Origin of the sequence: Synechococcus sp. 63AY4M2 (assembly GCF_002760475.1) — a bacterium.
In the GTDB taxonomy this organism is placed as follows: domain Bacteria; phylum Cyanobacteriota; class Cyanobacteriia; order Thermostichales; family Thermostichaceae; genus Thermostichus.
In genome coordinates this window covers 2,725,048-2,738,268 of the sequence record NZ_AXUX01000001.1, presented here as the reverse complement: position 1 = coordinate 2,738,268, position 13,221 = coordinate 2,725,048, and the positions used below count along the sequence as shown (strand labels likewise).

Genomic DNA, 13,221 nt, shown 5'->3' with positions numbered 1-13,221 from the left:
GTTCCCCCTTCGGGGGGATCCCTAGAAATTGGAAACTCCAGAGCCCCAAACCTGGGGGTACCCAGATTAAGTATTCGTTCCCCCTTCGGGGGGATCCCTAGAAATTGGAAACTTCAAGCTCTCGGTGTGAACCTCGAGCTCCCCGGAGTTCCCCCTTCGGGGGGATCCCTAGAAATTGGAAACGCAGCTAGCCCCGATAGTCCCATTCCTCCAGTGCAGTGTTCCCCCTTCGGGGGGATCCCTAGAAATTGGAAACAATTGTTGTTCTAACCCAACCGCAGCCTTGTTTATCAAGACTGTTCCCCCTTCGGGGGGATCCCTAGAAATTGGAAACAACCATAGGCCCCGGGGTGTATACTCAACGAAGTCCCGTTCCCCCTTCGGGAGGATCCCTAGAAATTGGAAACCAGTACCACAGCATACCTTTGTTAGTGTAGGCATATGGATGGTTCCCCCTTCGGGGGGATCCCTAGAAATTGGAAACCAGTAAATTTCTTCGCCGTCGAAGTACGGCTCGAACACGGTTCCCCCTTCGGGGGGATCCCTAGAAATTGGAAACCCCGCCTCGGGTGGAGACTTCCACCACGTAAAACGTCTGGGTTCCCCCTTTGTGGGGATCCCTAGAAATTGGAAACGACCTCCGAAACAACACATCACTGGGCAAAGCCCAGCATGAAAGTTCCCCCTTCGTGGGGATCCCTAGAAATTGGAAACAACCGCCAGGTGCTCCCAAACTTCACGCGCCTGTGCAGCAGCCACAATCGGGCAGTGCTGTACGCGCTAGAAGACTTCGGGCTCAAGTATGACGCCGTCCAGGCCCACAACCCTATCGAAAGCAGCATCAAAGCTTAGGCGGAGGATTGGGCCTCCCAGCGGTCAAAGATCTGCAGCAGCAACTGCACCCCATCGGTCAAGGCAGCCGGACCGGGCTGCAGAATCACCTCTGACGGCAGCTCGTAGACGTGTCCGCTCCAGACCGCCGGGATAGTCTCCCACCCAGGGCGGCTGTGAAGCCGCTCAGGCTTGAACCTCTTGCCACACCAGGACACCAGGATGATGTCTGGAGCGCGCCGCACGACCTCTGCCGGTTCAGCTATAATCCGGCGCCGTGCATCGGGATAGGCACTGAATTCGGAAAAGATGTCTTCAGCTCCACACAAACGAATGAGTTCGCTGATCCAGCCGATGCCTGTAATCAAGGGGTCGTCCCACTCCTCGAAGTAGACCCGTGGACGGCGGCGCCGTTGCTGTCCACGCTGCATAGCTCGGTGCAATCCCTCCCGCAAGGAGCGCACATATGCCCGTGCCTGAGCAGCTCGCCCTACCAGTGCCCCAAGGCGCAGGATCATGGAGAGGATCCCCTCAACCGTGCGCTGGTTGAAGCAGACAACCTCCACCCCCTGGCGAATGAGCTCAGCGCAAATGTTTGCCTGCAGATCCGACCATGCAAGCACAACATCGGGCTGCAGCGCCAAAATCCGTTCGATGTTGGCATCCAGAAGGGTGGACACCTTCGGCTTCTTCCGCGCCTCCGGCGGACGCACCGTAAATCCAGAAATGCCGACGACGAGATCCCCAGCCCCCAAGGCGTAGAGCGTCTCTGCCGTCTCCTCCGTCAAGCACACGATGCGCTCTGGCAATCGCGGTCGCGGAACATGTCTGCCAATCATCGGGATTTCTTCGAGCGAGTCCACAAAGTGGTTTGCCAGATTCTGGCAGGCAAAGCTACTACCTACGGTCACCTTGCCGAGGCCCTGGGGGTACGCTCCGCTGCACCCAGGGTCGGTTGAGCGCTCTAGGCTGCCCGCTTCGATGCCTCACCCCGACGCTCATGCAAGAGCTCTCGCAGTGGGAAGGGGTTCAATGCAAGACGACTGCGGGGGGTTCCTAGAAATTGGAGACAGCTTTAGGAGAAGTCCGCCGCTACCCGGTGGGCGCAGGCAAACCCAGAGAAAGCGACAGCGTTGAGTCCCTGGCCGGGGAAGGTGCTATCCCCCACGCAGTAGAGGTTGGGGATGGCGGTGCGGTTGAAGGGCATGCCCAAGAGTCCCCAGGGAGTGCCGCGAGGGATGGGGCCGTAGGTGCCGTCGACGCGGCCCAAGAAGCGGCGGTGGGTGCGGGGGGTGCCCACTTCCTGCAGTTCAATGTGGGATCCCAGACCAGGCCAGAGGGCCTCCAGGCGGCGGATGAGACGCTCGGCTGCCGCTTGTTTTTGCTGCCGGTACTGCTCTGGGCTCAAGCCCTGCCAAGTCTGCATCCAACTGGGGGTAAAGGCGTGGACAATGTGGCGGCCTGGTGGGGCCAGCTCCGGATCCAAAAGGGTGGGGATGGAGACGAAGATCGTGCCCTGCTCCGCCTCCATGGCTTGCCAGTCTTCTAAAAGAATGTGGTGGCAGTAGCGCTCACCGGCCAGGGCCTCGGCCCGCACCCCCAAGTGCAGGCTTAAGAAACTGGGGGACTGTTGATAACGGCTTTGCCAGCGCCGCTCCGCTGCCGGAAAGGGTCCTGGCCAGAGGCGGCCAAAGGTATCCCAGCGGGTGGCATTGGAGATGATCTTGCGCGCAAAGAGCTTTTCCCCCGTGGAGAGCTCGACGCCCACGGCCCGGCCCCGTTCTGCCAAAATCCGCCGCACCGACGCTCGGTAGCGGATTTGCCCCCCGCAGGTCTCTAGCCCCTGGGCCAGCTTTTGAGCAATCTGCCCCACCCCTCCCTTGGGGTAGTTGACGCCGCCGTAGTGGCGGTCGCAAAACACCATGCCGGCGTTGATCATGGGCGTGCGCTCCGCCGGCACCACCGACCAGCAGTAGCACTCCATGTCCACAAAGCGCAGCAGCGCCGGATGGCGGAGGTGGCGCCGCGCCACCTGGCCCACATTGGCCGGCAAATAGCGGGCCAAAGTCAGGCAGGCGCGGGGGTTGCCGACAAAAGAGCGCCAGAGATAGCCCCACTCCTCCAAAGAGAGCAGCTCCATGGCGTTGAGGCTGTTGAAGATGGGCCAGAAGCGGTCGTAAAAACGGCGGATGCTGCCCGCTTCCTGAGGGAAATAGCTGGCTAGCTCCTGCAAAAACTGCTCGTAGTCCCGGTGCACGCGCGGGCTGAGCCCCTGGGGCAGGTGGTAGGCAATCTGCACCGGGTCGGGGATGGAGTCCAAAGACTGGCCCACGGCAGCCAAGGCGCGGGTAAGCAGGTTGGTGGTGCCCTGCCTGCCCAGGCCAAAGATCATGGAAGCCCCGACATCAAAGCGGTAGACCCCCTTGCCGTTGGGATCCGGGCGCTCAAAGTAGCCGGCGCTGCCACCAGGGATGAGGTATTTTTCCAGCACCAACACCCGGTAGCCCTTGGCCGCCAACTGGGTGGCCGCCACCAGGCCGCCGATCCCAGCGCCGATGACAATGACATCCCACGTTGCCGGGGGAGAGGACTTGAGCTGGGCGGAAGCCTGAGGAAGCAGAGTTTGGGTCAAGGGATCCCTCTCGCACAACGCCAGTATCCTCAACCTACCAGAGCTTGCCAGCAAGCGGCGATCCGCCATCTCCCGGATCCCTAACTCCCCTCTCCCTAAGGGAGAGGGGCTGGGGGTGAGGGGATCCCTTGCCAGCGACTTAGATCAGCTCTTCTAGGCCGCGGCTGCCGACGTAGCGGCTGTAGGCGTAGACTAGCCCCAGGCTCAGGCCAGTAACCAGAAAGCTGAGGGCCGCTCCAAAGGGGTAGTCCAGGCTCGCGCCAAACTGCATCTGAATGACATTGCCAATCAAGAGCGTCTTGCTGCCCCCCAGCAAGTCGGGCACCACGAACATGCCCAGGGCCGGGATCCCAACCAAAATCAGCCCCGCTGCCAGCCCCGGCAGCGTCTGGGGAAAGAGCACCCATAGGAAAACCTGCCAGCCGTTGGCGTAGAGATCCCTGGCTGCCTCTGCCAGGCGCCAGTCGATGCGCTCCACGGCTGTGTAGAGGGGCAAGACCATGTAGGGCAAGAACGTGTAGATCATGCCCAGATACACCGCCAGCCAACTGGGGTAGAGAGCTGTCTGGGGCGGGATCCAGCCCAGCCAGGCCGCTAGCCGCGCCGGCCACCCCTCCGGGGCCAACACCACCATCCAGGCGTAGGTGCGGATCACCAAGTTGGTCCAGAAGGGCACCACCACCAGCGTCAGCAACAGATCCCGCTGTCGGGGCGGGTGGGCGGCGATAAAAAAGGCCAGGGGATAGGCCAGGAGCACACAGAAGAAGGTGGTAACTGCCGCCACCAGCAGGCTGCGGCCCAAGATCTGCCAGTAGATGGGCGTCCACCCTAGGGGACCGTAGCCAAGAGCGCGCAGGTAGTTGGCCAGCGTCAGGGGCAGGCCCACCTGGCCAAACTCGCCGCGGCTGAGAAAGCTACAGGCCAAGAGCAGCAGCCCCGGCAGCACCAAAAACGTTACCACCCAGAGCACCCCCGGCCCGGCAAAGATCAGGCTGTGCAGCAGCTCCTGCCAGGGCGTGAGCAATTCCCCGGCGCGCACTTGGGCAGGCTTCTCCAAGCGCTTCAGCATGGGGAGTCCTCCCGCCGGGGATCCGGCCGCAGGCGCACCAAGTTTTTAGGAGGAAGATGGGCCACCAGGGCCTCCCCGATGGCAAAATCCTGGTCTTCGATGTCGGCGTTGAGGGTGAGGGCCTTGAGCTGCTGGCCGCTAGCTGTGCGCAGGAGGTACTGGTTTTCTGCCCCCGTGTAGATGAGGTTTTCCACCCGCACGGGCACTTGGTTGGGCAGCAGATCCCAGCCGCTCCGAGAAAGCCGAATCTTTTCCGGCCGAATGGCCAGCTGCACTGGCTCCAGGGTGGGTTGGATCCCGAGCACCTTGAGCTTGCCCAGGGGCGTCTCGACGCAGTCGGTGCCGCAGGCGATCCCTTCGATGAGGTTGCTGGCCCCCAAAAAGTCCGCCACAAAGGCTGTTGCCGGCCGCTCGTACACCTCGTCGATGAGGCCAACCTGCTCGATGCGCCCGGCCCGCATCACCGCCACCCGGTCGCTGGTAACCAAGGCCTCCTCTTGGTCGTGGGTCACGAAAATGAACGTCATGCCCAGGCGGCGCTGCAACTCGCACAACTGCACCTGCAGCTGCTTGCGCAACTTGGCATCCAGAGCCGAGAGCGGCTCATCCAACAGCAGCACCTCCGGCTCGTTGACCAAGGCGCGGGCCAGGGCCACCCGCTGCTGCTGCCCGCCGGAGAGCTCCTGGGGCTTGCGCTTAGCCAGATCCCCAATCTCTACCAACTCCAAAGCGGCGGCCACCCGCTTGCGCAGCGCCTCCCCTCGCACCCCCCGCATGCGCAGGCCAAAGGCGACGTTCTCTTCCACGGTCATAAAGGGAAAGAGGGCATAGCTCTGGAACACGGTGTTGACGTTGCGCTTGTGGGCAGGCAGATGGCCCACCGGCTGCCCCCGGATCACCACCTCGCCAGCGTCAGCTATCTCCAGGCCGGCGATGATGCGCAGCAGCGTGGTCTTGCCGCAGCCGGAAGGGCCCAAAAGGCCAAAAAACTCGCCCCGCCGAATCTGCAAGTCAATGCCGTCGAGGGCCACAAAATCGCCAAAGCGCTTGCGGAGCCCCTTGAGCTCCACATCCCAGTCGGGATCCCTGGAAGTGCCGGCAATGACTCCTGCCACCACAGTTAGCAACCCTGCAATACTCTCTAACTCAGTATGCAGGTTTGGAGAGCGATTGGGGTCACCGAGATCCCGGCGGCTATAGCCATTCCGCCTCAGGCGTTTCCTCTAGTGGCTCCGCTTCCGGCCAAACCCAGTCCGTCAGGTTCTGGGAAGGGATCCCTGGCGGCATGAGCCCGTGGCAACGGGCGCAAAACAGGCAACTGGCACAGCGTTCGCCGTAGGGGAGGGCGGGAAAGGCCTGCGCCTCCAGTTGCCGCAGGCGGCCTAGGGTGGCTTTGAGGTGGGCCAGATCCCGCTCGTAGGCGGCGGCGCTGTAGCGCAACTGAAAAGGCTGCTGCGGGTGCTGCACATACCAAAAGGTAAGCTGCACCTGCTCCGGCTCAAAAGGGCCTGCCAGGGGCAGTTGAGCGGCCACCCCGCAGAGCAACAGCGGGTAAAGGCGCACCTGCCAGTCCTGGGCCAACTGTTCGTCGGGGGGGCGCTGCCGCTCCGTCTTCCAATCGACAATGTGCAGGGATCCCGGCGCAATCACCAGCCGATCCAGGCGAGCCATCAGCTTAAACCCCTCAATCCGTTGCCAGAGGGGCAGTTCCGCCAACACCCGCCCCTGCGGCTGGGCATGGGGACTGGCCAAGAACACCTGCCACCACTGGCGTACTGTCTCCTCCAAGGCCGACAAGCGCGGCTCCACCTGGAGCCCGCGGCTGTACGATTCCACCAGGCGGTGAAACTGGCGTCCCCGCTGCTGCTCCGCTTCGTGCTCAAAGGCATCCGCTGCCGGCCAAATCAGCCGCTCCAGGTACACGTAGCAAAACAAGCGGGGGCAGTAGTCCAACAGCGCCAGAGCCGAAGCTGAGAGGTTGACCTGCTCAAGCGTCAACCTCAGCGGGGAAAAAGCAGCAGGGATCCCAGGCATGGACCAAGAAGAGGAGTTCATGGCCATTCTAGTGCCGCTAGGACTGGAGAATGGCTTCTAGAGCCGCGCGCGGATCTAGACAAGATAAAATTAAGCTCAGGCTCGTGCTAGAGGTCTTGGTTTTTTGCCGCTAGTGTCTGAGCGTCTGCAAACTGTTTCGAGAGCGAGGAAAAGGTCGTGGAGCTAGCTGAGATCGAGGAGTTAATGAGCAAAGCGGTGCAGGCCACCCAGCGTTCCTTCAACACGGTGCGCACCGGGCGGGCTAACGCCAGCCTGCTGGATCGCGTTCAGGTGGAGTACTACGGCGTTCCCACTCCCCTGAAGGCGCTAGCCAGCATCACCACTCCAGATGCCAGCACTCTCTTGATCCAGCCTTTTGATCCCTCGACCCTGGCAGCAATTGAGCGGGCCATCGTCGCCTCCGACCTGGGCCTAACCCCCAGCAACGATGGCAAGGTGGTGCGCCTCAATATCCCTCCTCTAACCGAAGAGCGGCGCAAGGAGCTGAGCAAACAGGTGGCCAAGCTGGCCGAAGAGGGCCGGGTTTCCATTCGCAACATCCGCCGCGACGCCATCGACTCGGTGCGCAAGCGGGAGAAAAACGGCGAGATCTCCGAAGACGAGTCCAAAAGCTTGCAAGAAGAAATCCAGAAATTGACCGACCGCTATATCAAGAAGATCGACGATCTGCTGGCGGAGAAAGAAAAAGAACTGACCACGCTTTAGGGCTTTGTCCTTGAGCACGCCCGCCAACTGTTTTTGGCCCGCTGCAGCCAAGCAGCAGCTCCCTCCCCGGGGCTGGGATCCCGGCCTAGGCCAGCATGGACCTCATCTTGTGTCATCAGTCAGCAGATTTCGACACCCTAGGGGCGGCAGTGGGGGCAGCCCGACTCTACCCTAGCGCCCGCATTGCCTTGACTGGCGGATCCCTGCCGGGAGTGCAGGAGTTCTTGGCCCTCTACCGGGACGAGTTTCCCCTCATCGAGCTGCGTTCGGTGGATCCCCGCCAGGTCCAGCGCTGGATCCTGGTGGATTGTTACGATCCGGATCGCCTCGGTAAGGCTGCTGCCTGGCTGAGCGTTCCTGGGGCGAAGATCGAGATTTTCGACCACCACCTGCCGGCCACCCCGCTGGAAGAGCTGTGGCCGCAGCAGCAGGTCAGCGCTCACATTGAGGCGGTGGGCTCCACCTGTACCCTCCTGGTGGAGCGGCTGCAGGGGGCCGGGATCCGCCTCAGCCCTTTCGAGCGGCTGGCGCTGGCCTTGGGCCTCCACATGGACACGGGATCCCTGACCTTCCCGGAGACCACCGCCCGCGATGCCGCCGCCCTCACCTGGCTGATGCGTCAGGGAGTCAACCTGGTGGTGCTGCGGCGCTTTTTGGGCGATGGCCTCACCCCCCCGATGCAGGAACTGCTCAGCCAGGGACTGGCCCAGATGCAGGTGGAGGCGGTGGGGGAGTACCGCTTGGGAACGTGGCTGCTGGAGCTGCCGGAGTTTGTGCCTGGCCTGGCCGGCCTGGTGATGCGGCTGATGGAGCTGACGGGGGTGGACGTGCTGCTCTTGGTGGCACGACAGGGGGAGCGGCTCAGCCTCATTGGGCGGGCGCGGCAGGAGTTTGCCCAACTGGGCCGAGTGATGGCCCGCTACGGTGGCGGCGGCCACGACTGTGCGGCAGCCGCTACCCTAAAAGCTTCTCCAGACCAGCCCCTGCCCGATCCCGCCCAGGTGCTGAGCGACCTCAGCCAGGCGGTTAAAGAGCGGATCCCGCCGCCTGTGACGGCCAAGGATTTGATGTCCTCGCCGGTGCGCACCATCCGACCGGAGGTTACTATCCAGGAGGCGCAGCGGGTGCTGCTGCGCTATGGCCACTCCGGCCTGGTGGTGGTGGATGGCCAGGGCCGCCTGGTGGGAGTGATCTCGCGGCGAGATATCGACATTGCCCTGCACCACGGCTTTGGCCATGCCCCCGTCAAGGGCTACATGACTACCGACGTCAAGACCCTCTCCCCCGACACGCCCCTGGCGGAGATCCAGCGGCTGATGGTGCAGTGGGACATTGGCCGTCTGCCAGTGCTCCAGGATGGCCAGTTGGTGGGGATCGTTACCCGCACCGATGTGTTGCGACACCTGCACCAGCTGCCGGCCCTCTCACCCCAGTTGGCTTCTCCTGCTCTCTCTTGTCCTTTGGATCTCACCTTTGCCGCTCTCTCGCCGCAGCACCGCCGGCTGCTAGAGGAAGCTGCCCGAATTGCCGATGAAAAGGGTCTGCGGCTGTATCTGGTGGGGGGGGCGGTGCGGGATCTGCTGCTGCACCGGTGGGGACGGCAGCCCTCCTCTTGCCTGGAACGGCTGGATTTGGATTTGGTGGTGGATGGGCCTTACCCCTCGACCCCCCAAGGGACGGATCCGCCGGGCTGGGGGTTGATCCTGGGAAAAGCCCTCAAGCAGCACTTCCCGGAGGCACGCCTGGAGATCCACGGCAAGTTCCAGACGGCAGCCCTGATCTGGCCAGGGGGCTTTTGTGTGGATATTGCCAGCGCCCGCACCGAGTTTTACCCCTACCCGGCCTCGCCCCCTGAAGTGGCCATGGGATCCATCCATCAGGATCTCTACCGGCGGGATTTTTCCATCAATGCGCTGGCTTTGCGCCTCAACGGCCCGCAGCGGGGGCAGTTGCTGGACTTTTTCGGCGGGCAAGCGGATCTGCAAAAGGGGATCATCCGCGCCCTCCACCCCAACAGCTTCATCGAGGATCCCACCCGCATCTACCGGGCCGTCCGCTTTGCCGTGCACCTGGGCTTTGCCCTGGATCCGACCACCGAAGAATGGATTCGCACGGCTGTAGCCAGCGGCCTCCACGATGCCGTTGGCGGGGAGCGCCTCAAGCAGGAGCTGGCCTACATCCTCCGCTCCCGCGACTGGCCCTTGGCTTTTGAGCGGCTGGCGGCATGGGGAGCCCTGCGCTGCATTCACCCCGCTTTGACCTGGGATCCCTCCCTGTACCGGCGGCTGCAGCGGGTGGGCCGCTGGGCCTATCACTTCCGCCGCCGCTACCCCGAGCTGGGATCCCAGGAGATCTGGCAACTGCGCCTGGAAGCCTTGCTCTTGCCCCTGCCCCAGGCACCCCAGGTAGCCAGCCAGCTCCACCTCACCCAAGCGGGCATCGAACGCCTCAGCCATTTCTCCCACTACCAAGCCCTCTTGGCCCAACTGGAGACCGGATCCCTGTCTCCGGCTCAGGTAGTACGGCTGCTGCAGGGGCTGCGCATCCCGGCGGTGATCCTGTTGGCAGGGCTGGCCGCCAAGCCAGCGCGGCGGCTGCTCTGGCGCTACTTGCAGGAGTGGCATTGGGTGAAGCCACCCCTCAACGGGCACGATTTGCGTTGCCTGGGCTACAAGCCGGGCCCTCTTTTTCAGGAGATCTTGGAGCGCCTGCGCTGCCTCACCCTCAACGGCGAGCTTACCACTCGCGCTGAGGCAGAAGCCTGGCTGCGGAAACACTTCCCCTTGCTGCAATCTCAGCCAAAGTAGCCAAAAGAGTAGAGGGGTTGCCCATTTCTGGTAGGACGATCCCATTGCCAGATCGCTAGCCTGAGAGAAGGTTGTCTTGGAGGGATCCAATGCGGGTATTGAAACCTCGCTCTGCTGTCGAGGCAATCCCGTCGGTGGGCCCCATCCCCCCCCAGCGGCGGAGTTGCCGCGTGGCCAAGCCGGTTGCCTTTGCTCTGCTGGCCATCCTTGCCGCCGGGATGGGATCCCCTGCCCAGGCCCAAGACCTGGTTCGGCTGCTGATCCACGGCCTGCAATGGCTGCAGGTGAGCCAGTTAAACGACGCCCAAGAGGTGAGCTTGGGCCGCCAGATCGACCAGCAACTGAAAGCCCGCGGACAGATTCGCGTCAGTTCAAATTTCTATTGGGTGGAGCGGGTGAACCGCATCGGCCAGCGGGTGGCCGCCCACAGCGAACGCCCTAACTTGCCCTATACCTTTCAGGTGGTGGAGGATCCAGACATCAACGCCTTTGCCACGATGGGTGGTTTTGTTTACATCACCACTGGCGCCCTGGAAGCTGCCGACAACGACGACCAAATTGCTGCTGTCTTGGGCCACGAAATCGCCCATATCAGCGAACGTCACGGCCTCCAGCAACTGCAGCAGGCTGCCGCCGCCCGCTTCGGCGCCCAATTGCTGGGACTCGATGACAACACCTTGGCCGCCCTAGCCCTGGAGCTGGGAGTGCGCCGACCGCAAAGCCGCGAAAACGAGTTTGTTGCCGACGAAAAAGGTTTGTGGGCCGCCTATCGCGCTGGCTTCGATCCCAGGGGCATGTCGCAATTTTTGGCCAAGTTGCAATCCCGTCCATCCCTGCCGGACTTCTTGCGTACCCATCCCCCTGTCGCGGAGCGCATCGCCCGCCTCAACCAGCTTATCGCCGAGCACAGCATGGTCAGCCCTGCTGCCTATGGCTCCGGCGGCCCCACTTGGCCTTCGCAATCTCTCCCCCAAACCCAGCGCACCGAAGTTGAGATTCTGCCGGTGCTGCCGGTTTTGCCCTGAGTAGGCCGCTGGGATCCGTTTTCCCCGTAGGGTGCAGGTTCGCATCTGGGGGGAACGCTTCGCACCGCTGGCGCGAGCAGTAGGCGAGGGTAGCCTTGTAAGCTGAGAAAGGGTTTCCTACCTGCCCCGCTGCGCGGTTCACTTGCAGTGGGCCGTAGGACTGGGCAAGCCAGGAGGCATGGGAAGAACATCAAGCAACAGAACGTGCCACACAAAAGGATAGCTTGGTAGCCCCGCACTTGAGTGCAGGGCGGAAAAGCTCGCTAGCCACTTTAGTCGCTTACCCATGATGGGGGTCGTTGATATAGTTTCATAGCTCAAACAACCTCTTCCTGACTTCTCCCACCAAGACCTCTTTCCTTACTCTTTGGCCAAAAAATAAGATAAACAACCGCTAGCCCCACAGCATGGTTGTAGTGATTGTACCGTTGACTTTCCTCTCGCACTATCGCTTGCCCATGTTAGACTGCGGTTGTCATGCCGCTTGCCAACAATGATGGAGTACGGCTGTCAGCAGGTTCGAGTCAGGAACAGAGAGCTAGTCCCCCTATTAGAGTACTTGTGTCAACAGTCTAATAAGGTGTACAACTGTGCTTTGTACTATGCGAGACAAGTCTATTTCAAAACGAAGCGATGGGCAAGCTATGGTGAGCTTTGTGCTGAGATGGCGAGAACCCAAAACAAGCACTTCATCGCAATGTATGTCTCCGCCGCACAACAGACCTGTAAGTCTGTAGCTGAGGCACTCAGTAGCTTCAAGAAAAAGCTGAGGCTCTCCTGGCAAGAAGGAATGAGTTTAAGACCAAACCTGCCGCGGCCTTCAGGAACTGTCTAGAGGCGCTTTGACAACGCCGTTACGGGTTCTTTTGTGGACTGCGTAAGAATCCCCCGCCTTTAGGCGCTGGGAGTGTCAATGGATCCCATCTCTTCAACAGCAGCACCTATGGATCCCTGTCTGATCCCCGTCAAGCTTCCCCACGGCTCCTACGACATTCTCATCCAGTCCCCCGAAGGCTCCGGCGGCCACAGCCTTATCCAGTTGGGATCCCAACTGCAAGCCAGGGGACTTTCGGGCAAGGCGCTGGTGGTGAGCCACCCCGGCATTGCCAAGCATTTTGGCGAAAAGTTGATGCAAGGGTTGCAACAAGCGGGGTTTGCTGCCCGTCTTTTTCTGTTGCCCGCCGGCGAGCGCTACAAAACCCTGCGCTCGGTGGCCAAGATCTACGATGCTGCCTTGAGCTTTGGCCTGGAGCGCTCTTCCACCCTCGTGGCCCTGGGAGGGGGGGTCATTGGGGATATGGTGGGGTTTGCCGCCGCCACTTGGCTGCGCGGGATCCCGTTTGTCCAGGTGCCCACTTCGCTTTTGGCCATGGTGGATGCGGCCATCGGCGGCAAGACCGGCGTCAACCATCCTGGCGGGAAAAACCTCATCGGCGCCTTCTACCAGCCGCGCCTGGTGTGGATCGACCCAACGCTGTTGCAGACCCTGCCCCGGCGGGAATTTACCTCGGCCCTGGCGGAAGTCATCAAATACGGCGTCATCCAGGCTGCCGACCTATTTGAGTTTTTGCAAGACCGGCCCAGGCTGAGGCGCTACGCCGATTTTGCCCCTGCGGATCTGCACTATCTGCTGCGGCGCTGTGCCGAGTGCAAAGCCTGGGTGGTGCAACAGGACGAGCGGGAAGGGGGCCTGCGGGCCATCTTGAACTACGGCCATACCCTCGGCCATGCCCTGGAAACCGTTACCGGCTACCGCCGCTACCTGCACGGGGAGGCGGTGGCCATTGGCATGGTGGCTGCGGGAGAGATCGCCCGTCGCCTGGGGTGGTGGAGCGCGGCTGAGGCCGAGCGGCAGCGACGCCTTATCGAAAGGGCAGGGCTGCCCAGCCACTGGCCCGCCGGGATCCCTTGGGAGGCGGTGCTGCAGGCGCTGCAGGCGGACAAAAAAGTCAAGCAAGGGCGGATCCGCTTCGTTCTGCCCCGCCGCATCGGCCAAGCGGAGCTGACCGATCAAGTCGAGCTGGCGGATGTGCAGGCCGCTCTGGCGGCGATGACGGCAACCTCTTGAGCCCTAGAATTAGGAAAAGCTGAGGACAA

At 62.1% G+C, this 13,221-nt stretch carries 9 protein-coding genes, 1 pseudogene and 1 CRISPR repeat array; of the genes and pseudogenes, 4 read left to right on the top strand and 6 right to left on the bottom strand.

Annotated elements, in window-relative coordinates:
• Position 1: 1 nt before the first annotated feature.
• Positions 2–714: direct repeats of the CRISPR family, unit length 35 nt; unit sequence TTCCCCCTTCGGGGGGATCCCTAGAAATTGGAAAC.
• A gap of 134 nt (positions 715–848) precedes the next feature.
• The 5 genes from SYN63AY4M2_RS12165 to SYN63AY4M2_RS12140 form a co-directional block, all read right to left on the bottom strand.
• Positions 849–1,640, bottom strand: coding sequence for a cobalamin-binding protein (locus tag SYN63AY4M2_RS12165; protein WP_206337017.1), 792 nt, complete (start codon positions 1,638–1,640; stop codon positions 849–851).
• A 266-nt stretch (positions 1,641–1,906) separates the two neighbouring features.
• The gene (gene crtH, locus SYN63AY4M2_RS12155; protein ID WP_099813372.1) at positions 1,907–3,463 is read right to left on the bottom strand and encodes a carotenoid isomerase; all 1,557 of its coding nucleotides are present in this window, start codon (positions 3,461–3,463) and stop codon (positions 1,907–1,909) included.
• 139 nt (positions 3,464–3,602) lie between these two features.
• The gene (locus tag SYN63AY4M2_RS12150) at positions 3,603–4,532 is read right to left on the bottom strand and encodes an ABC transporter permease (protein ID WP_099813084.1); all 930 of its coding nucleotides are present in this window, start codon (positions 4,530–4,532) and stop codon (positions 3,603–3,605) included.
• Positions 4,526–5,647 carry an ABC transporter ATP-binding protein gene (locus SYN63AY4M2_RS12145; RefSeq protein WP_240527925.1) on the bottom strand — a complete coding sequence of 374 codons (1,122 nt, stop codon included), beginning with the start codon at positions 5,645–5,647 and terminating at the stop codon, positions 4,526–4,528. Before SYN63AY4M2_RS12145 ends, SYN63AY4M2_RS12150 begins: the two co-directional genes overlap by 7 nt.
• Positions 5,648–5,726: 79 nt before the next feature.
• Entirely contained in the window at positions 5,727–6,587 is an 861-nt protein-coding gene (locus tag SYN63AY4M2_RS12140; protein WP_049749827.1) for a PD-(D/E)XK nuclease family protein, read from the bottom strand.
• Between the two features lie 156 nt (positions 6,588–6,743).
• On the opposite strand from SYN63AY4M2_RS12140, the gene frr reads away from it, so the two are divergent.
• The 3 genes from frr to SYN63AY4M2_RS12125 all read left to right on the top strand — a co-directional run bounded on the left by frr (position 6,744) and on the right by SYN63AY4M2_RS12125 (position 11,124).
• Entirely contained in the window at positions 6,744–7,292 is a 549-nt protein-coding gene (gene frr / locus SYN63AY4M2_RS12135; RefSeq protein WP_011430687.1) for a ribosome recycling factor, read from the top strand.
• A 95-nt stretch (positions 7,293–7,387) separates the two neighbouring features.
• Positions 7,388–10,099 (top strand): CBS domain-containing protein, encoded by a 2,712-nt coding sequence (locus SYN63AY4M2_RS12130; protein WP_099887413.1) that lies wholly within the window; start codon positions 7,388–7,390, stop codon positions 10,097–10,099.
• Between the two features lie 89 nt (positions 10,100–10,188).
• Positions 10,189–11,124, top strand: a complete 936-nt coding sequence (locus tag SYN63AY4M2_RS12125) for a M48 family metallopeptidase (protein ID WP_099883810.1) — start codon at positions 10,189–10,191, stop codon at positions 11,122–11,124.
• A 313-nt stretch (positions 11,125–11,437) separates the two neighbouring features.
• Here the strand turns inward: SYN63AY4M2_RS12125 and SYN63AY4M2_RS12120 are convergent.
• A pseudogene (locus SYN63AY4M2_RS12120) lies at positions 11,438–11,570 on the bottom strand (IS200/IS605 family transposase); the annotation flags it as partial.
• 497 nt (positions 11,571–12,067) lie between these two features.
• Here SYN63AY4M2_RS12120 and aroB point away from each other — a divergent pair.
• Positions 12,068–13,192: a 3-dehydroquinate synthase gene (aroB, locus tag SYN63AY4M2_RS12110; RefSeq protein ID WP_099883808.1), complete on the top strand. Its 1,125-nt coding sequence runs from the start codon at positions 12,068–12,070 to the stop codon at positions 13,190–13,192.
• Positions 13,193–13,221: the final 29 nt, after the last annotated feature.